This window comes from Sphingomonas sp. Leaf208, from assembly GCF_001421415.1.
GTDB lineage: Bacteria > Pseudomonadota > Alphaproteobacteria > Sphingomonadales > Sphingomonadaceae > Sphingomonas.
Genome location: NZ_LMKH01000035.1, coordinates 462,075 through 482,243, shown reverse-complemented (window position 1 = coordinate 482,243; position 20,169 = coordinate 462,075). Strand labels below are relative to the sequence as shown.

Annotated in this window: 15 protein-coding genes; 5 read left to right on the top strand and 10 right to left on the bottom strand. The window is 66.5% G+C overall.

Translation table 11 applies throughout. From position 1 onward, the window contains the following. Nucleotides 1-507 precede the first annotated feature (507 nt). The 9 genes from ASE69_RS17185 to ASE69_RS17145 form a co-directional block, all read right to left on the bottom strand. Nucleotides 508-1,377: an S-methyl-5'-thioadenosine phosphorylase gene (locus ASE69_RS17185; protein WP_056489244.1), complete on the bottom strand. Its 870-nt coding sequence runs from the start codon at nucleotides 1,375-1,377 to the stop codon at nucleotides 508-510. Beyond that, nucleotides 1,374-2,765, bottom strand: a complete 1,392-nt coding sequence (locus tag ASE69_RS17180) for an amino acid permease (protein WP_056489242.1) — start codon at nucleotides 2,763-2,765, stop codon at nucleotides 1,374-1,376. Before ASE69_RS17180 ends, ASE69_RS17185 begins: the two co-directional genes overlap by 4 nt. Nucleotides 2,766-3,071: 306 nt before the next feature. Continuing rightward, on the bottom strand, nucleotides 3,072-3,425 hold the full coding sequence (locus ASE69_RS17175) for a HesB/IscA family protein (RefSeq protein WP_056057673.1): 354 nt from the start codon (nucleotides 3,423-3,425) through the stop codon (nucleotides 3,072-3,074). A 148-nt stretch (nucleotides 3,426-3,573) separates the two neighbouring features. Beyond that, nucleotides 3,574-4,035, bottom strand: coding sequence for an SUF system Fe-S cluster assembly protein (locus tag ASE69_RS17170; protein WP_056489241.1), 462 nt, complete (start codon nucleotides 4,033-4,035; stop codon nucleotides 3,574-3,576). After that, nucleotides 4,032-5,210, bottom strand: coding sequence for a cysteine desulfurase (locus tag ASE69_RS17165; RefSeq protein ID WP_056489239.1), 1,179 nt, complete (start codon nucleotides 5,208-5,210; stop codon nucleotides 4,032-4,034). Before ASE69_RS17165 ends, ASE69_RS17170 begins: the two co-directional genes overlap by 4 nt. A 189-nt stretch (nucleotides 5,211-5,399) precedes the next feature. Then, nucleotides 5,400-6,473 carry a SufB/SufD family protein gene (locus ASE69_RS17160; RefSeq protein WP_056489236.1) on the bottom strand — a complete coding sequence of 358 codons (1,074 nt, stop codon included), beginning with the start codon at nucleotides 6,471-6,473 and terminating at the stop codon, nucleotides 5,400-5,402. Nucleotides 6,474-6,475: 2 nt separating this feature from the next. Beyond that, nucleotides 6,476-7,219, bottom strand: a complete 744-nt coding sequence (sufC, locus tag ASE69_RS17155) for a Fe-S cluster assembly ATPase SufC (RefSeq protein WP_056489234.1) — start codon at nucleotides 7,217-7,219, stop codon at nucleotides 6,476-6,478. Nucleotides 7,220-7,510: 291 nt separating this feature from the next. Continuing rightward, on the bottom strand, nucleotides 7,511-9,001 hold the full coding sequence (gene sufB, locus ASE69_RS17150; RefSeq protein WP_056489231.1) for a Fe-S cluster assembly protein SufB: 1,491 nt from the start codon (nucleotides 8,999-9,001) through the stop codon (nucleotides 7,511-7,513). A gap of 130 nt (nucleotides 9,002-9,131) precedes the next feature. Continuing rightward, entirely contained in the window at nucleotides 9,132-9,560 is a 429-nt protein-coding gene (locus tag ASE69_RS17145) for an SUF system Fe-S cluster assembly regulator (protein WP_056057656.1), read from the bottom strand. A gap of 288 nt (nucleotides 9,561-9,848) precedes the next feature. Between ASE69_RS17145 and ASE69_RS17140 the strand changes: the two genes are divergently transcribed. The 3 genes from ASE69_RS17140 to ASE69_RS17130 all read left to right on the top strand — a co-directional run bounded on the left by ASE69_RS17140 (nucleotide 9,849) and on the right by ASE69_RS17130 (nucleotide 14,869). After that, on the top strand, nucleotides 9,849-10,928 hold the full coding sequence (locus ASE69_RS17140) for a quinone-dependent dihydroorotate dehydrogenase (RefSeq protein WP_056489229.1): 1,080 nt from the start codon (nucleotides 9,849-9,851) through the stop codon (nucleotides 10,926-10,928). 187 nt (nucleotides 10,929-11,115) lie between these two features. After that, a complete protein-coding gene (ggt, locus tag ASE69_RS17135) occupies nucleotides 11,116-12,852 on the top strand; it encodes a gamma-glutamyltransferase (RefSeq protein ID WP_056489227.1) in 1,737 nt (578 codons plus the stop codon). Nucleotides 12,853-13,084: 232 nt separating this feature from the next. After that, nucleotides 13,085-14,869: an AMP-dependent synthetase/ligase gene (locus tag ASE69_RS17130; RefSeq protein ID WP_056489225.1), complete on the top strand. Its 1,785-nt coding sequence runs from the start codon at nucleotides 13,085-13,087 to the stop codon at nucleotides 14,867-14,869. Between the two features lie 156 nt (nucleotides 14,870-15,025). On the opposite strand, the gene ASE69_RS17125 is transcribed toward ASE69_RS17130, so the two are convergent. Next, nucleotides 15,026-17,938 carry a M16 family metallopeptidase gene (locus tag ASE69_RS17125; protein WP_056489223.1) on the bottom strand — a complete coding sequence of 971 codons (2,913 nt, stop codon included), beginning with the start codon at nucleotides 17,936-17,938 and terminating at the stop codon, nucleotides 15,026-15,028. Nucleotides 17,939-18,235: 297 nt separating this feature from the next. Here ASE69_RS17125 and ASE69_RS17120 point away from each other — a divergent pair, with 297 nt between their 5' ends. Together ASE69_RS17120 and ASE69_RS17115 are read left to right on the top strand one after the other, a co-directional pair. Further along, nucleotides 18,236-18,973, top strand: coding sequence for an aspartyl/asparaginyl beta-hydroxylase domain-containing protein (locus ASE69_RS17120; protein ID WP_056489498.1), 738 nt, complete (start codon nucleotides 18,236-18,238; stop codon nucleotides 18,971-18,973). A 98-nt stretch (nucleotides 18,974-19,071) separates the two neighbouring features. Next, nucleotides 19,072-20,097: a patatin-like phospholipase family protein gene (locus tag ASE69_RS17115; RefSeq protein WP_056489221.1), complete on the top strand. Its 1,026-nt coding sequence runs from the start codon at nucleotides 19,072-19,074 to the stop codon at nucleotides 20,095-20,097. Nucleotides 20,098-20,169: the final 72 nt, after the last annotated feature.

Here is a 20,169-nt window from a genome sequence, read left to right as displayed (position 1 = left end):
TACGATCCTCCCCCGCAAGGGGGAGGTGGCGCCGTAGGCGACGGAGGGGGAGGACACGGAACAGAGGTTTCCCTTACCTCCCCCTCCGTCAGGCAAGCGCCTGCCACCTCCCCCTGGCGGGGGAGGATCGATAGAGTTCCAAAATCTCAGGTTATTGCCGCGCGTCTTTCGCCGCGATTCCCCGCGCTCCCAGCACGAAAAAAGGCGGGGCGATCGCAAGGATCGCCCCGTAGTTCAGGGAGAAGACCGGGACAGGGGAGACCCGGTCAAGTCGCCGTCCACAGGGGGAGAGGGAGCGGCGACGCACTCCCCTTCGCCTCGATATGTTGCAGGAATATGTCGAACGCGGCGAATGACGAACTTTTCACCTGACGAAACTTGAATCCAAATCCTCCCCTGAAAGGGGAGGTGGCAGCGCGCAGTGCTAACGGAGGGGTATCGCGCTCTCGATAGCGCGATACCCCTCCGTAGCTTCGCGCCACCTCCCCTTGCAGGGAGGATCGCAGTTCAGACCGAAAGCGCCCGCCCCGCCACGGCATCCAGCTTCGCCACCAACGCCGGATCGCGAGCCTCCCGCGCCGTGATGATCGCGCTATCCAGGCACGTATCGATCGGCGAAGCCTCCCGCTCCACCGGCAACGCGCGCAGCAACGCCATCACCATCGCCCGAGCCTTCGCCGCATTCGCGCCAAGCTGCGCCACGACCTGCGCCACATCGACGCCCGCCTCGTCCTCGCGCCAGCAATCGTAATCCGTCACCATCCCGACCAGCGCGTAGGGCAGCTCCGCCTCGCGAGCGAGTTTCGCCTCGGGCATGGCGGTCATGCCGATCACGTCGCAGCCCCATTGGCGGTACAGCCGGCTTTCCGCGCGCGTCGAGAATTGCGGGCCTTCCATCGCGAGATAGGTCCCGCGGTCGTCGACCTGTGCGCCGGCTTCGCGGGCCGCGTCGGCGGCATAGCGTGACAGGCGCGGACAAACCGGGTCCGCCATCGACACATGCGCGACGAGACCGGTGCCGAAGAAGCTCGACGGCCGCCCCTTGGTCCGATCGATGAACTGGTCGACGACCGTGAAGCTGCCGGGCGGGCGTTGCTCGACCAGCGAGCCGACCGACGACACGGCAAGAACGTCGGTCACGCCGAGCCGCTTCAACGCATCGATGTTCGCGCGGGCGTTAAGCTCGGAGGGAGATATCCGGTGGCCTCGACCATGCCGTGGCAGGAACGCGACGCCGACATGCCCGACGCGGCCGGTATAGATCGCATCGGACGGCTCGCCCCAAGGCGTCTCCACCGTCTGCCAACGCCCGTCCTCGATCCCATCGACCGCGTACAGCCCCGAGCCGCCGATGATCCCGATCGTCCAGCCGCTCATTCGGCAAGCGCTCTCGGCCGAGCGTAAACGAAGTAGATCACCAGCCCGAGCAGGTTCCAAAGCCCGAAATACAGCTGCGTCTTCGAAGGCAGGCTGAAGAACAGGTACAGGCACCCGAGGATACCGATCGTCCCGACCACCGTCGCAGCCGGTGCCCGGAACGTCCGCAAGGCGTCAGGCGCACGGCGGCGCATCACCAGCATGCACGCACAGACCGCAACGAACGCGGCTAACGTTCCCGCATTCGCCAGTGCTGCGATTTCGGCAAGCGGTAACAGCCCTGCGATGACGGCAACGATCGCCGCGGTGATCCAGGTAATGCGGACGGGGGCACCTCGCTTGGAGACCTTGGCGAGGCTCAGCGGCAGCAACCCGTCGCGTGCCATGGTGAAGAAGATCCGGCTCTGGCCGAACAGGAACGCGAGCAGCACCGTCGGCAACGCGATGACGGCGGACGCACCGAGGAAGGTCGCAAACCCCGGCCGGCCGATCTCGCGCAGGATCAGCGCGAGCGGCTCGGCGCTGCCGGCGAACTTGGTGTAGGACAGCGCGCCGACCGCGGCGACCGCGACGAGGATGTAGATCGCGATGCACGCGACCATCGACCCGACGATACCGATCGCGAGATCGCGGCCTGGGTTCTTGGTCTCTTCCGCTGCGGTGGAGATCGCGTCGAAGCCGTAGAACGCGAAGAAGATGATCGCCGCCGCCGCCATCACGCCGCGCTCGGCGCCGTCGGGCTGCACCGCCTTGGGGAAACCGTAGGGCATGAACGGGTGCAGGTTGGCGCTGTTGAAATAGTGCAGCGCGATGAACACGAACACGGCGAGCGCGATCATCTTCACGCCGACCAGCACCGCGTTGAGCGTCGCACTTTCGCGCGTGCCGAACGACAGCACGCCCGCGACGACCGCGATGATGAAGATCGCCGGCACGTTGAGGATACCGCCGAGCTCGGGGCTGAGCGTCAGCGCTTCGGGGAAACCGAACGCGCCACGCAGCAACGGTGCGGCGTAGCCCGACCAGCCGACCGCAACGGTCGACACGACGAGCGAATATTCGAGGATGAGGCTCCAGCCGATCACCCAGGCGATCAACTCGCCGAGCACGACATAGCTGTAGGTGTATGCGCTGCCCGACGCCGGGATCATCGTCGCCATCTCGGCATAGGCGAGCGCCGCGCAGGCACAGATCCCACCGGCGATTATGAAGGACAGGATCACGGCGGGACCAGCGAGCCCCGCCCCCACGCCGATCAGCGTCAGGATACCGGTACCGACGATCCCGCCGACGCCCATCGCCACGAGATGCGGCCACGACAGCGTCCGCGCGAGCTGATGCTCGGGCGGCTGCTCGGTGACGATTTTTCGGCGAAACAAACTGGCCACGGATATCCCCTCTTGTTGCGCGGGGAGTGGCACAGGTGGGGCGCGGCGGGCAAGGCCAGCGGCCAACCACTTACCCGAGCGCCAATATCCTCCCCGGCGGAGGCCGGGGTCCAGTTGGCAAGGTCATTGTGACGATGCGCAGCGCTATATCAGCAGCGTCTCCCAACTGGGCCCCGGCCTTCGCCGGGGTGGTAGAAGGGGAGCCAAGATCGAACGGTAGTCCGCTCGTCCTTGTTCTCCCGCGAAGGCGGGAGCCCAGTCTGGGTCCCCGCCTTCGCGGGGAAACAAACTACCTTACGCTGGGGTTCAGACGGTGAAGCTCTCGCCGCACCCGCACGCACCCTTGGCATTGGGGTTCTGGAACACGAACCCGGCGGTGAAATCATCCTCGACCCAGTCCATCGTCGAGCCGATCAGATACAAAATCGACCCGCCATCAACGAACAAAGTCCCGCCCGGCGTATCGATCCGCTCGTCGAAAGGTTTCGCCTCGGTGACGTAATCCACCGAATAGGCCAGCCCCGAACACCCACGCTTGGGCGTCGACAGCTTCACCCCGATCGCATCCTCCGGAGCCCGAGCCATCAGGTCCGCAATTCGCGCATGCGCCGTCGCCGTAAGGTTCAGCGCCGCCGGCCGTGCTCGCAATGTCGTCGCCATCACCAATTCCTTCTGCTCCCCTCCCGCCTGCGGGAGGGGTCGGGGGAGGGCTTGAACAGCAGCGTTCCGCTCTCCCCTCCCCTAACCCCTCCCGCAAGCGGGAGGGAAATTCATACGGCACCCCCTCCCGCAAGCGGGAGGGGAATGATTACAGCATGCCCAGCTCGAGCTTCGCCTCGTCCGACATCTTTTGCGGATCCCAGGGTGGATCCCAGACCAGGTTCACTTCCGCAAACCCGACGCCCGGCACCGACCCGACGCGCATCTCGACTTCCGCCGGCATCGACTCCGCGACCGGACAGTTCGGCGTCGTCAGCGTCATCGCCACCACCGCATGCCCGTCATCGGTCACCTCGACGCCGTAGATCAGCCCCAGGTCATAGATGTTCACCGGGATCTCCGGATCGTAGATCTCCGTCAGCGCATCGATGATCGCATCGTACACCGCGCCACCGGGCTCGCCGGGCGAGTCCACCTGCGGCTTCTGCGCCAGGAAGCCCGCCAGATAATCGCGCTTCCGCTCAGCGTCGGAGTCCGTCTCCATCACGACGCGCGCCTTGGGCGGCGATGCGACGGCATCCACTTCCTCGATCTCGAACCGATCGCTCATTTGAAGATCCTCGTTACTCGCTCGATACCGCGCACCAGCGCCTCGACGTCCGCCGGCCGGTTATACACGCCGAAGCTCGCGCGCGCCGTCGCCTCGACGCCCAGCGCCTCCATCAACGGCTGCGCGCAGTGATGGCCGGCACGGATCGCGACGCGCTCCTCGTCCAATATGGTGCCGATGTCGTGCGGATGAACCCCCTCTATCGTGAAGCTCACGATCCCCGCCGAGTCCGCCGGGCCGTACAGGCGCACCGAATTGATCCCCGACAGCGCATCACGCGTCGCCGTCACCAGCGCCGTCTCGTGCGCGTGGATCGCGTCGAGCCCGATGCTCTCGACATAGTCGATCGCCGCATGCAACCCGAGCGCACCGACGATATGCGGCGTGCCTGCCTCGAACCGTCCCGGCGGCGGCGCGTAAGTGGTCTTCGCGAACGACACCTTGTCGATCATCGATCCGCCACCCTGGTACGGCGGCATCGCGTCGAGCAATTCCGGCTTTGCCCACAGCACGCCGATCCCGGTCGGCCCGTACAGCTTGTGCCCGGAGAACACGTAGAAATCACAGCCGATCGCCTTCACGTCGACCGTGATCCGCGGCACCGACTGGCACCCGTCGAGCAGGATCTTCGCCCCGACCGAATGCGCGATCTCGGTGGCGCGCTTGGCATCGAGCACCGAGCCAAGCACGTTCGAGACATGCCCGAGCGCGACCAGCTTGTGCGCGGGCGTGATCATCCGCTCCATCGCGTCGAGATCGATGCGGTGGTCGGGCGTCAGCGGCAACACGTCGATCGCGACGCCGACGCGCTCGGCGACCATCTGCCACGGCACGATGTTCGAGTGATGCTCGAGCATGGAGAGCAGAATGCGATCGCCCGCCTTCAACTGCGTTCCGGCCCAGCACTGCGCAATCAGATTGATCGCCTCGGTAGCGCCGCGCACGAACACGATCTCGTCCGACGATCCCGCGCCGATGAACCGCGCGACGGCCTTACGCGCCGCCTCGTACGCGACCGTCATGTCAGCGGATCGCTGGTACACGCCGCGGTGTACCGTTGCGTAAGTCTCGCCATACGCGCGCGTGATCGCATCGACCACGACCTGCGGCTTCTGCGCAGTCGCGGCGGTATCGAGATACGCCCAGCCCTCGGGGATCGCGGGGAAATCCGACAGGCGATCTTTTGCGTCTGTATCGGCATCGCCATAGTCGTTTCATCCTCCGTGCCCTGTCGGTGACTGCAACAGTCTTNCTGGTGGAGGGGGTTCTCCACTGAGCGTAGCGCCTGTGGAAGCCCCCCTCCACCCCGCCGCTGCGCGTCGCGGTCCCCCTCCCCGTGCCGGGGAGGATTTCTGTCCCGTCAATCACAACGCCCGCTCCAGCCACGCATCGGCGTCCGCCACGAAAGCCTCGCGCACCGTCTCGTCCGCGATCTGCACGAACGCATCGCCGACGAATGCGCGCGTGAGCAGCGCCTGCGCCTTGGCGTGCGGGATCCCGCGGCTCTGCATGTAGAACAGCGCGCGCTGATCGAGTTCGCCGACCGTCGCGCCGTGCGCGCACTTCACGTCGTCCGCGAAGATCTCCAGCTCGGGCTTCAAATTCACCGTCGCGGTGCGCTGCAACAGCAACCCGCGCAACGACTGCACGCCATCGGTCTTCTGCGCATCCCGCGCCACCTCGACCCGCGCCGCGAGGCTGGCCGTCGACTTGTCCGCCGCGACCGCACGCCAGATCTGCTTGCTCTGCCCGTTCAGCGCCGCATGCCGCACCGACAGCGCGCACTCCTGCCGCTGGTCGTTCCGCGTCAGCAACGCGCCGCCATATTCGGCAAACGCATCGTCGCCCGTCACCGTGATCGCCCCATCGATCCGCGTCCCGGCATCGCCTGCGCCCAACACAGTCACGATCAGGCTCGCCTCAGCCCCGACCTCGACCTCGTCGCGCAACGACACGAAACCACCGGCCTGAAGCAACCGCACCGCCCGCGTAAGTTTCGCACCCTTACCAAGCGCCATCCGCGTAGACCGGTTCGACCAGCCAGCCCCGACATAGGTCTCGACCACCGACGCACTCGCGCCATCGGCAAGCACGATCTCCGCCGGAAGCTGGTTATCCCCGCCCGTCGCGATGTGGACGATCTGGAGAAGCTCAACGCGGGTGTTCGCCTCGACTTGTATCGACCAACCGCTACCCGTGGTGCGACGACCAAGCGCATGCTCGCCGCCATCGATCGCCGTCATCGTGACATGGCGCAGATCGCTCCGACCCTGATCCAGCACGCCATCGACGAACAGCGCCCGCGCACCCGGCAGGTCCATAAACCACGCATCGGCGTCCAGCGCCGCGCCGCGCGGCAGTCCGGCCGCCGCAGCAATCGCCGCCGGATCACCCCAGCGCCACGATTCCTCGCGCGTCGAGGGAAGGTCGAGCAGCATGGTCACGCGGCGATCCCCACATAGCCTTCGCTCTCGAGCTGCTTGGCGAGGTCCTTGCCGCCCGAGCGGACGATCTTGCCGTCCGCCAGCACGTGCACGAAGTCCGGCTCCACGTAATCGAGCAGCCGCTGGTAATGCGTGATCAGCAGCACAGCCTTGTCGGGCGCGCGCATGATGCGGTTGATGCCGTCGCCGACGACGCGCAGCGCATCGATGTCGAGCCCCGAATCGGTCTCGTCGAGGATCGCGAACTTCGGGTTGACGATGCCCATCTGGACCATCTCGTTGCGCTTCTTCTCGCCGCCCGAAAAGCCGACGTTCACCGGCCGCTTGAGCATGTCGTAATCCATGCCGAGCAGGTCCGCCTGCCCGCGCGCGAGCTTCAGGAACTCGCCCCCCGACAGCGGCTTCTCGTCACGCGTCGCACGCTGGGCGTTCAAGGCCTCGCGGAGGAACTGGACGTTCGACACGCCGGGGATCTCGACCGGATACTGGAAGCCAAGGAACACGCCCGCCGCGGCGCGCTCATGCGCCTCCAGTTCGAGCAGGTCGACGCCGTCGAACGTCACCGAGCCCGCGGTGACCTCGTAACCGGGCCGCCCGCCGAGCACATAGCCCAGCGTCGACTTTCCCGCCCCGTTCGGCCCCATGATCGCGTGCACCTCGCCCGCGTTCACTTCGAGCGACAGGCCCTTGAGGATTTCCTTGCCGTCGATCTCGGCGTGGAGGTTTTCAATTTTTAGCATGTTGTGCCTCGCAATCTTTCATTCCAACGCGAAAGCGATTTTCGGAATTTTCTCGTTGGTTCATCAAAATCTGGATTTCTTGCGTACTTTGCGGTGCCGCGTGGCTTGTCGACGACTGGATTTCCCTGACGCGAGCGGCGACATGCGCCAAATCTCGCTCATGCCGCTGCTTCACCGCCGCACAAGTTGGAACACCAGAAGTCTCGGAACGGGTGCACGCGCCGACAGCCAAGAGAGCCACTAAAAGCGGCAGTCGCTCCACTGAGCGCCTAACGGCAGATGACGAAGCGCTCACCCCACGGAGCCCTCAAGCGAAATCCCCAGCAGCTTCTGCGCCTCAACCGCGAACTCCATCGGCAACTGCTGCAGCACTTCCCGCGCAAAGCCGTTGACGATCAACGCCACCGCCGCCTCCTGGTCCAACCCGCGCGACATCGCGTAGAACAGCTGGTCCTCGGAGATCTTCGACGTCGTCGCCTCATGCTCGATCTGCGCGGACGGGTTGCGGACCTCGATATACGGCACGGTATGCGCGCCGCACTGGTCGCCGAGCAGCAGGCTGTCGCACTGCGTGAAGTTCCGCACGCCCTCCGCGGTCGGCGCGACGCGGACGAGGCCCCGATACGTGTTGTCCGAACGCCCGGCCGAAATCCCCTTCGACACGATCGTCGAGCGCGTGTTCTTGCCGAGATGGATCATCTTCGTGCCGGTATCGGCCTGCTGGCGATTGTTCGTCACCGCGACCGAATAGAACTCGCCGACCGAGCCATCGCCGAGCAGCACGCACGACGGGTATTTCCACGTGATCGCACTGCCGGTCTCGACCTGCGTCCAGCTGACCTTCGAGTTCTTGCCCTGGCACAACGCGCGCTTGGTTACGAAGTTGTAGATCCCGCCGACGCCGTTCTCGTCGCCCGGATACCAGTTCTGCACGGTCGAATACTTGATCTCGGCATCGTCGAGCACGACCAGCTCGACCACGGCGGCATGCAGCTGGTTCTCGTCGCGCATGGGCGCGGTGCAGCCTTCGAGATATGAGACGTACGAACCCTTGTCCGCGACGATCAGCGTGCGCTCGAACTGCCCGGTATTCTCGGCGTTGATGCGGAAATACGTCGACAGCTCCATTGGGCAGCGCACGCCCTCCGGGATGTAGACGAACGTGCCGTCGGAGAAGACCGCCGAGTTCAGCGTCGCGAAATAGTTGTCGCGCTGCGGCACGACCTTGCCCAGCCATTTCCGCACGAGATCCGGATATTCCTTGATCGCCTCGGAGATCGACCGGAAGATCACGCCCGCAGCCTCGAGCTCCTTGCGGAACGTGGTCGCGACCGAGACGCTGTCGAACACAGCATCGACCGCGACGCGACGCTTGGGCGTGCCGTCCTCTTTCAACGGATCCTCGACCACGCCAGCCAGCATCTTCTGCTCACCGATCGGAATGCCGAGCTTCTCGTAGACGCGCAGGATCTCAGGATCGACCTCGTCGAGCGACCCGAGCTTCGGCTTCGCCTTGGGCTCCGCGTAATAATACGCGTCCTGGTAATCGATTGGGGGGACGTTGAGCTTCGACCAGTCGGGCGCTTCCATCGTCTGCCACAACGCGAACGCCTTCAGCCGCCAGTCGAGCATCCACTGCGGCTCGCCCTTCTTGGCGGAAATGAAGCGCACGGTGTCTTCCGACAGGCCCTTCGGCGCGAATTCCTGTTCGATGTCCGAGGAGAAGCCCCACTCATACGTCTTGTTCGCGGCGGCGTATGCCTCTGCGTTCCGGGTAGCCATTATCTGTCCTCGGCCGCAAAGCGGCTCTCTAAAATCTCCGCGTCTCCGCGTCTCCGCGTGAACAAAATTAATTCACGCGGAGCCGCGGAGACGCGAAGGAAAGGGTGAAGCGCTGCGCGCGATGTGTTCTTCATGCGGGCACCTGTAAAACCGGGGTTTGCGAAAGGCTGGCGAGCGACACGCCGGCGAGCGCACCACGGACCGCGCCGTTGACGGCGTTCCAGTGCGGCTTCACCTTGCACGTCTGCTCCACGCAGCAATCCTGCGATGCACCATCGACACACGACGTCAGTGCGATCGGGCCTTCGACCGCTTCAATGATGTCGGCGAGCGAGATCATCGCGGGCGGCCGCGACAAACGAAACCCGCCACCGGTGCCGCGCGTGCTCTCGATTAGCCCGGCCGCGGACAGTCGGCTCACCAGCTTCTGCACGGTCGGCAGCGGTACGCCGGTCTCCTCGGCGAGCAGCGTCGCGTTCAGCCGCGCGATACCGCCGCAATGACGCGCCGCGGCGCTCATCATCACGACCGCATAGTCGGCTAGGCTGGAAAGACGCATGGTGGCTTCGGAGTCCAATCGGACCGATATGATCCGATTGGTCAAATGGGCTTTGTGCAGTGCATCGTCAACCCGGCCAGGGGTGCTAACGACTCGCAACTGGAGGCACGGTTTTGTGCATCGCACATGACCCGAAAGCTTGACTTCCCCCCTCCTTGGAAGGGAGGGGCCGGGGGTGGGTCGGCTGCTGACGTCAGGGAGCACCCCCCCCCCCCCCAGCCCCTCCCTTCCAGGGAGGGGAGCAAGAATGACCCTTCCCGACAGGTGGAAGGAGCAAGGACGACGCGCATGGCCTTCTACCACCCGATCCTCTTCCGTCTCGACGCCGAGCGCGCGCATACCCTCACCATCGCTGCACTTGCCGCATGGGGGAAGGCCGGCACGCCGCTCGCCCCCAGCGTACCGCGGCTCGCAACGACCGTGGCGGGGATCGCCTTCCCCAACCCGGTCGGACTAGCGGCAGGCGTCGACAAGGACGGCCGTGCGATCGACGGCTTCTTCGGCTTAGGCTTCGGCAGCGTCGAGATCGGCACGCTCACGCCGCTCGCCCAGCCCGGCAACCCCAAACCCCGCATCTTCCGCCTCCCCGAAGACCGCGCAGTCATCAACCGCTTGGGCTTCAACAACGGCGGCCTGGACGCAGCCCTCTCCCGAGTATGTTCACCCGCGAAGGCGGGTGCCCAGTCTGGGCACCCGCCTTCGCGGGTGAACAAGGGGCCGGGCGGTGAAGGCGTTTTGGGCATCAACGTCGGCGCGAACAAGGACGCGACCGACCGCACCGCCGACTACGTCCACGGCGTAACCCGAGCCGCCCCCCACGCCGACTACATCACCATAAACATCAGCTCCCCCAACACGCCCGGCCTGCGCGACCTCCAGCACGGTGCAGCGCTCCGCGACCTCCTCGCCGCCTGCACCGCCGCGAAGGGCAGCACGCCGATCTTCCTCAAGGTCGCCCCCGACCTCGAACCCGCCGACATCGACGACATCGCCCGCGCCGCGATCGACAACCGGATCGACGCGTTGATCGTCAACAACACGACGATCTCGCGCCCCGGCCTGCGCTCGGCCAATGCCAAGGAAACCGGCGGCCTGTCCGGAGCCCCCCTCGCCCCGCTGGCCCACCAACGCCTGTCGGATTTCCGCAAGGCGACCGGCGCAGCGATTCCCCTGATCTCGGTCGGCGGCGTAGACAGCGGCGCCGAAGCCTATGCTCGCCTCCGCGCCGGCGCGAGCCTCGTCCAGCTCTACACTGCGCTGGTCTATGAGGGCCCAGGCCTCCCCGCCCGCATCCTCCGCGAACTGGACGCGCTGCTGACCCGCGACGGTTTCGCCACGCTCGCCGACGCGGTGGGCACGGACACCTAACGATCCTCCCCCGCCAGGGGGAGGTGGCTGGCCCTTGCCAGACGGAGGGGGAGGTAATGGACAACCTGTGTTCCGTGTCCTCCCCCTCCGTCGCCTTCGGCGCCACCTCCCCCTTGCAGGGGAGGATTGCGAGGTGGATCGGCGAGACGGGTTGCCTCATACCCGAACCACGCTAGGCTCACGCTCGATGAAGACCTCCCTCCTAGCGCTCGCCCTCCTCGTCCCCGCAGCCACCGCAGAGGCACGCCAACCCGCCCCAGCAAAAGACCAAGGCATGGTCAGCGCCGCAGACCCCCGCGCAGCCGCCGCCGGCGTCGAGATCCTCCGCGCCGGCGGCAGCGCCACCGACGCCGCCATCGCTACGATGCTCGCGCTCAACGTCGTCGAGCCACAAAGCTCGGGCATCGGCGGCGGCAGCTTCTGGATTTCTCACGCCGCCGGCGGCGCCCTCAGCACGATCGACGCGCGCGAAGAGGCACCCGCCGCCGCCGACGCGCGCTGGTTCTACGCCCCCGACGGCACACCGCTGAGCCACAGCGACGCGGTCCCCGGCGGTCGCAGCGTCGGCATCCCCGGCGCGCTCCGTGGCATGGCGCTCGCGCACCACGCCTCGGGCAAGCTCCCCTGGGCGCAACTCTTCGCCCCCGCGATCCGCCTCGCGACCAACGGCTTCCAGGCCTCCCCCCGCCTCGTCAACGGGATGACGGCCTATGGCGACCACATCACGCCCGAGACGCGCAAGCTCTTCTCCGCCCCCGACGGCTCGCCGGTCGCGATCGGCGCGGTCATCAAGAACCCGCAGCAGGCCGCGCTCCTCCAGCGCATCGCCACCCAAGGCCCCGACAGCTTCTACGTCGGCCCCGAGGCGCATAAGATCGTCACCGCGGTCAACACTGCCGCGCGCAATCCGTCGAAAATGACGCTCGGCGACCTCGCCAGCTACGACGCCAAGTCGCGCCCGCCGGTCTGCGTCAAATACCGCGTCTACCGCGTGTGTGGGATGGGCCCGCCCTCGTCCGGCGGCATCACCGTGCTGATGATACTGAAGCAGCTCGAACGCTTCGACATTGGCAAACTCGGCAAGGACAGCGCGCAAGCCTGGCACCTGTTCGCCGAGTCCTCGCGCCTCGCCTATGCCGACCGCGACCTCTACGTCGGCGATCCCGATTTCGTCCGCGTACCGGTGCAGGGCATGCTCGACGCCAAGTATCTGGCGTCGCGGTCGGCGCTGATCTCCCCTACGAAGACGATGGCGACCGTCACCGCCGGCTCGCCCCCCGGCGCCCCCGCGCGCACCCGCGCCCCGGTCAGCGAAGTCCCCGGCACCACCGACATCGCGACGGTCGACGCCCGCGGCAACGTCGTCGAGGTCACCACCACCGTAGAGGGCTATTTCGGCTCCGGCATCACCGTCGACGGTACGGTCCTCAACAACCAGCTCACCGACTTCGACATCGTCCCCGTCAAGGACGGCGCCCTCGTCGCCAACCGCGTCGAAGGCGGCAAGCGCCCGCGCAGCTCGATGTCGCCGACGATCGTCTACGGCCCCGACGGGAAAGTCCGCCTCGCGGTCGGCGCGGCAGGCGGCTCGACGATCATCGCGCAGGTGGCCAAGGCAATCATCGGCGTTGTCGACTGGAAACTGTCGGCACAAGACTCGATCGCGCTGGGCTTGCTGTACGCGCCCGGCCACGTCGCCGCCGCCGAAAAGGGCACCGAGCGCGAAGCGATGGTTCCTGCCTTGCAGGCGCTAGGCGAGACCGTGCAGGTCGCGGCACTCGGCCTCAAGGCCAACGCGATCGAGCGCGTTGGCGGCAAATGGGTCGGCGCCGCAGACCCCCGCAGCGAAGGCGTCGCGATCGCGGAGGACGGTACCGTCACCAAGATCCAGCGCGTCGGCGCCCTTCAGCGCGCACCGGAATAACGACAAACTCCACCTCCCCGGCGGAGGCCAGGGTCCAGTTGGGAAACCTTGCTAATTGACGTTCGCGCGTCGTTACTGCGACCTTTCCGACTGGACCCCGGCCCCCGCCGGGGCGGAGCCGAGTCCGTGGCAGAGGTTGGGGTTGAGCCCTCGCCGGTTATGACGCACTAACCGTCCAACGCTCAGAATCGCGTCGTACAAGGCGCAACGGCACAGCGCCCAGGGAGAGACAATGGCCCGCCAGCTCGAACGCTTCCCGAACCTCGTCACGATGTTCTTCGCGCGCGCCACCGAGAAAGGCGACACGCCGTTCCTCTGGACCAAGACGAGCGGCACATGGGTCGCCACCAGCTGGGCCGAGGCGGCGCGCCAGGTAGCCAGCCTCGCCACCGCGCTGACCGCGATCGGCCTGAAACGCGGCGACCGCGTCATGCTGGTCGCCGAAAACCGCCCCGAATGGTGCCTCAGCGACCTCGCGATCATGGCGGCGGGGTGCATCACCGTGCCGACCTACGTCACCAACACCGAGCGCGATCACCTCCACATCATCGAGAATGCCGGCACCTGCGCGATCATCGTCTCGACCGCCAAGCTCGCGAAGACTTTGCTCCCCGCGGTCATCCGCTCGAACCAGGCGCAGACCGTGATCGGGTTCGAGGACATGAAGGTCCCCGCCGGGATCGATTTCCACAACTGGCACGCGCTGATCGCCGCGCACCAGACCGCGCCCGAGACCGCCGCCGCCCGCGCCGACTTCGAACGCGAAGACCTCGCCTGCATCATCTACACCTCGGGCACCGGCGGCGCCCCGCGCGGCGTCATGCAGCACCACGGCGCGATCCTCCACAATTGCGCCGGCTGCGCGTCCGTCATCTCGGAGGATTTCGGCTGGGACGACGAGGTCTTCCTCTCGTTCCTCCCCTTGAGCCACGCCTACGAACACACCGGCGGCCAGCATTTCCCGATCTCGCTCGGCGGCCAGATCTACTACGCCGAAGGCCTGGAGAAACTCGCCGCCAACATCGAGGAAACGCGCCCGACGATCATGTTCGTCGTCCCCCGCCTGTTCGAAGTCCTCCGCACGCGCATCTCGAAGACGATCGAGAAGCAGGGCGGCGCCTCGGCGTATCTCCTGCGCCAAGCCCTCGACATCGGCGGCAAGCGCTATGCCGGGCGTCTCCGCCTAATCGACCGCCCCATGCAGGCCGCCGTCGCCACCCTCTTCAAGCCCAAAATCTCCAAGAAGTTCGGCGGCCGTCTGAAAGCGATGATCTCGGGCGGCGCGCCGCTCAACCCCGAGGTCGGCCTGTTCTTCGAAGCGCTCGGCCTCACCTTCCTGCAAGGCTATGGCCAGACCGAAGCCGCCCCCGTCATCTCGTGCAACCGCCCCAAGGCCGGCGTCCGCATGGACTCGGTCGGCCGGGCGCTCAACGACACCGAAGTCCGGATCGCCGAGGACGGCGAGATCCTGGTCCGCGGCGAACTCGTCATGCACGGCTATTGGCGCAACGACGCCGAGACCGCCAAGGTGCTCAAGGACGGCTGGCTCCACACCGGCGACATCGGCGAGATCGACGACCGCGGCCGGATCCGCATCACCGATCGCAAGAAGGACCTGATCATCAATGACAAGGGCGAGAACGTCGCCCCGCAAAAGGTCGAGGGGATGCTCACGCTCCAGCCCGAGATCGCGCAGGCGATGATCGCCGGCGACAAGCGCCCCTACATGGTCGCGCTGATCGTGCCCGATCCCGAGTGGACGCAGGAATGGTGCGCAAAGAACGGCGACGCGTGCAGCTTTACCCGGCTGGCGGAGAACAGCGAGTTCCGCACGGCGATCGGCCATGCGGTCGAGCGGGTGAACGCGGACCTGACAGTGACGGAGCGGGTGCGGCGGTTCGTACTGGCGGATGGGCCGTTCACGATCGAGAACGAGCAGCTGACCCCCAGCCTGAAGATCCGCCGCCACGTCGTGAAACAGGCCTACGGCGAGCGGCTCGACGCGCTCTACAAATAACCCTCTCCCCTCCGGGGAGAGGGAGGGGCCCGCGCGCCCTTGCGCGTGGGAGGGTGAGGGGAGTGAGGCTCGAAACACTCGTCCCAAAACCCCTCACCCTTCCGTCGCCAAGCGGCTCCTCCCTCCCTCTCCCCGACGGGGAGAAGGACTAGGCGATCACTTCTTCGCCGAAGTCGCAGCCGGCACCACGGCCATCGTCCAGTCCTTCTCCGGCCGCAGATACTTCGCCGCCGTCGCCTGCAACTCCACCGGAGTCGTAGCGACCAAATCGCTCGCGATCCGCTGCGTCGCCGCGATCCGCCTTGGATCGAACGTCGCGCCGCCAAGCTGCTGCAACCAGAACTGGTTCCCGGTCGAGGCACGCAGGATGTACTGCCCCATCGGCTTCTTGATCCGGTCCAGCTCGTCCGCCGCGATCGGCGTCGACACCAGCTCCGCCGCGATCTGCCGCGCGATCTGGAAGAAGAACGACACCTTGTCCGGCGCGACCTGCCCAATCGCGACCATCCGCCCACCGGTGTTCATCCCCACCGGCCACTGGCTCGACACGTTGGGGCTGTAGCTCGCCCCCGCCGCCTGCCGCAGCCGCTCGAACAGCCGGTCGCTGAACACCTGCGCCAACACGTCGAGACGCCGCGCCTCGACGATGTTGTCGATCCCGCCGCCGGTCGGCCATGCGATCACCGCCGCCGCCTGGTTCTCAGGCCCGGTATGCGCGCGCATCACCGGCGTCGCGTTATGCGCGGGGAAGCCGACCGGCGCCCCCACCGTCGACACCGCCGTCCGCGGCTTCATCGCCCCGAACGACTTCGCCACCGCGGCGATCGCATCCTCGGTCTTCACATCGCCGAAGATCGAGACCTCGATCGACCCGGTCTTCAGGATCGGCTCCCAGAACGCGCGGAAGTCCTTCGCATTCAGCGCCTCGACGGTCGGCTTCGACGGCGTCCCCCAACGCGGATCGCCAGCCCGCAGTAGACCTTCGAGATCGCGCGACAACACGCCGTCCGGCGACGAATCATACCCCGCAAACCCTGCCAGCGCCGCCACCCGGGCACGCGCCACCGGTGCCGGATCCCAAGCCGGGAACGCGAGCTTGGCGGCCATGAGCCGCAACTGATCCGAATAATCCGCCGGCGAGGTGATCGCGCTCAGCGTGAACGCATCGTCGTCGATCCCGAAGTCGAGCCCGATCCGCCGACCCGCCGTTAGCTGGTCGAGATCGCCCTGGTCGAGCTTGCCGATACCGCCGGCGACCAGTGCGAGATCACCCGCCCAAGCTGGCGTCGGCCGGTTCGACGGGATCGCGGTATAGCCGCCACCGAACCGCACGCGCACATAGACGCGCCCGGTCTCGCCCGCGTTCGGGAACAGCAGCACGCGCGTGCCGTTCGCGAAGTTCACCTGCTCCATGTCGAACGCGGCGATCTTCTCGCGGCTTGCGACGACACCCGGCTTGCCGAACGACGGCAGCCTCGAGAAGTCGACCGCAGCCTGCGCACGACGCTTGCCGGCAAGACCCGAAACGTCCGCCTTCAACGCAGTCGCCAGCTTAGCCGCCGCCCCCGCATCAGGCGTCTGCGTATTCACGAGCGCGCGAGTTGCGGTCCCCTCGAAGATCGCCTTGCTCGACGCGAGCAGCGTGGCGGGCGTGAACATGCCCTTCGCCTTGGCGTCCTGCAAAATCTTGTACGACGTCTCCGGCCCCGCCACCGTCTCACGGATGTCGAGCGCGCCGACCATGTCGTCCGCCTGCTTCGACCCAGCCTCGACCTTCGCCGTCTCGACGCTGGTCCGCATGATCGTGTCGAAATCGGCATATTCGCGGTCGACTTCGGCCTGGCTCGGCGCGTTGGTCTGCGCGTCGGCGATCACCGCGCGGACGTCCTTCAACGCCGCTTCCCAGTCGGTCCCGATCGGCACGATATTGACGCTGGTCAGGTTCGCCGAGCGCGAGACGTCGTCGATCGACACGCCCGCCTGCAGGAAGCTCCCGCCCGCGCGCGCCCGCGTTTCCAGACGACGACTGATGAGCCGCGTTGCGAGCACGTCGACCAGCCGCTTCTGGTTCATGATCGCGGTGTCGTCCTTATACTCCCAGGGCCGCACCACGCCGAGCGTCACCACGGCGGGAATAGCCGGCTCGGCGATCGTCGCGGAGACCGGCGCCTTCGGATCGGGCTTGCCGAAGCTGGGCGCGGGCGTGAACGGCCCCACACCTTTCCAGTCCGCGAAGTTCTTGACGATCAGCCGCCCGAACAGCGCGGGATCCATGTCGCCCGAGATGATGACGACGGTGTTCTCCGGTCGATACCAGCGATCGTGGAACGCCTTCACGGTTGCGCCGGTGGCGGCCTCCAGCGTCTTGATGTTGCCGATCGGCGAGCGATCCGCGAGCGGCTGCCCGGCGAAGAACGTCGCGCGGATCGCATCGCCGAACCGCACCTGCGGCCCCGGCTGCTCGCGCTGTTCGGCCAGCACGACCGGCCGCTCGGCGGTGACGGAGGCGTCGGTGATGACCGGCTTCTCCATCATTCCCGACATGATCTTCAGGCTCTCGTCGAGGCCAGCTTCGGTCGCCGACGGAAGATCGAGCTTGAAGGTGGTCGAGGTCGGCGTCGTCTGCGCGTTGGTATCAGACCCGAAGGTCGCCCCGAACCGCTGCCACACGCGCTTGGCCTCACCGTCCGGCACATACTCGGACCCGCGGAACGACAGATGTTCGATGAAATGCGCGAACCCGCGTTCGCTGTCGGTCTCGTTTAGCGACCCCGCATCGATCCGCACGCGCACCGACACCTGGCCCGGTGGCACGCCGTTCTTGCGTACCGCAAAGCGCATGCCGTTGGGCAACGTGCCGAACTTCCACTCCGGATCCCGCGTGAGATCGCTGCCCTTGTAGAGCCACGCGGTCGTATCGATTCCCGGCAGCTCGGGAAGCGTCGGCGCTTCCTTTGCAGGGGTAGATACGGCCTGCTGCGTCGCCATCTGGCCGCTCGCCGGAATGGCGATGCCGAGGATGACGGGGATGAGGACGGGAGCGCGGTACAAGCGCGAAAAGGACACCATGGTTCACCTGTAGCGGTCGCGGGCGTCGCTCGCCAGTGCCCTGCCTCCGCACCGGGCGAGTGGTGCCATCATTTCGTCCAACACTGCCGGTATATCGTGTCCGAACAAGGGGATCGGCGCCACCGCGCGCCCGGATGCAGGGTAGAGATGACGGTCGAAGCCGAACTGGGGCACGAACTGGGCCACGAACTGGGGCAGTGTTCATTGTGGCGGGATTCGGGCGAGCCGGCAGTACGCCGTAGCACCCGCGTGCCCGATCTGAACGTCATATCCGGCGCGCCCAAACCCGGCGCGCCGATGGTCGCCGAGGCCAATCGCCCGCTGATCATCCGCGTCGGCAAGCATTTGCGCGGCGTGTTCGACCGGATGATCGCCTCGTCCTCGCTGGTCGCCAACGATCCGGTTCTCGACGTCCGCGACTTCGCCTGGACCGCAGGCCTGCGCGAGAACTGGGCCGCGATCCGCGACGAAGCCGTCCGCGTCGCGCTGCAGGGCAAAGCGTCGCCCAGCCTGGCGACGATCTCGCCCGATCACCGCTCGATCGCAGAGGTCGACAAATGGCGCTCGTTCTTCCTCTACGGCTACGGCTACCCGATCGAGGAAAGCCTCGCGCGCTGCCCGCACACCGCTTCCGCAGTCGCCCGCATCCCCGGCCTCAACAGCGCGTTCTTCTCGATCCTCGCGCCCGGCACGCACATCCCCGAGCATCGCGGTGTCACCAAGGGCCTCATCACCTGCCACCTCGGCCTGATCGTCCCGCGCGACGGCGACGTCCGCATGCGCGTCCACGACCGCACCGTCCGCTGGGCGGAAGGCGAGACGCTCGTGTTCGACGACACCTACCAGCACGAGGTCTGGAACGACACCAACGGCACCCGCGTCGTGTTGCTGATCCAGTTCGAACGCCCTCTGCGCAACCCCGGCAAGTGGATCGCCGACCTGTTCCTCGGCGTCGTCCGCCGCTCCGCCTTCGTCCAGGACGCGGTCCGCAACATCGGCAGCTGGAACGCGGCAGTGAAGCAACTCGACGTCTGAGCGATCCCACGTGAGAGGTTGCACCGATCCGGACCGATTTCCGGACGTCGTTGTGGTCGCCTACTGAGACGCTCGGCCCAGCAGTGGGAGAAGGTGCCGTGGACAGTGATCGTACGAAACCGAGATTCATCCTGACGATCGATGGCGGCGGCACGCGCCGGTTGATCCCCGCGCTGATCCTCGCCGAGCTGGAGCGTCGGATCGGCCGGCCGCTGCACGACTGTTTCGATCTGATCGCCGGTACGTCGACCGGTGGAATCATCGCCGCCGGTCTCACCGCACCCAGCGAGGCGGATCCGAAACGGGCCGCCTGCTCGGCGAGCGACCTCGTCGATCTCTACCGCAACGAAAGCAAGCGGATATTCCCACACGTCTTCGGCATACCCCTTCGCGTACCGGGCTGGCCCTATAGCGCCCGGCCGCTCGAACGGATCCTGGCGGCGCGGATCGGCACGCGCGTGACGACGCGCGACGCGCTGACGAATATCGTCATTCCGGCGTATGACCTGCTGGCGCGCAAGGCGGTGTTCATGGCCGGCGGCCCCGATTATAACCGTAAGCTCGGCATCCCCGAGCGGGTTTTCCCACTACATATCGCCGCACGCGCGACATCGGCGGCCCCGACGTTCTTCAAGCCGGCCGCGATCGACGATCCCACCAAATTGGAACCGGATCTGCTGATGGTCGATGGCGGCGTGTTTGCCAACGACCCAACGATCGCGGCGATCATCGAGGGGCGCAAGCTTGGCTGGCATCTCGGCGACATCGAGATCCTGTCGCTGGGTACGGGCCGGTCCGATCGACCCTATCCCTCCGCGCGGAACTGGTCGTTCCTCGGCTGGGTGAACCCGTTCCGGGGCGTGCCGATCTTCTCGATCCTGATGCAGGCCAGTTCCAGTACGATCTCCTATCAGGCCCGGCGGCTGGACATCGCCGCATATGACCGCGCCGATTTCGCGTTGCCCTCTGGTGATGGCGGACTGGACAATTCGAGTACCGCGTATCTCGCCGCTCTCACCACGCTGGCCCAGGACTGGATCGCCGCCAACGATGCAATGCTCACCCGCTGGGCCGACAAGCTGCGGACCAAGCAGTCAGGTCCGCCACTGCCGCTCGCGGCGTAAGCCCCTGACGCAATTTACACGTTTCGCGTTGCCAGACAGCCGGAGCGCAGTACCGGCGCGAACGCGTTAGCC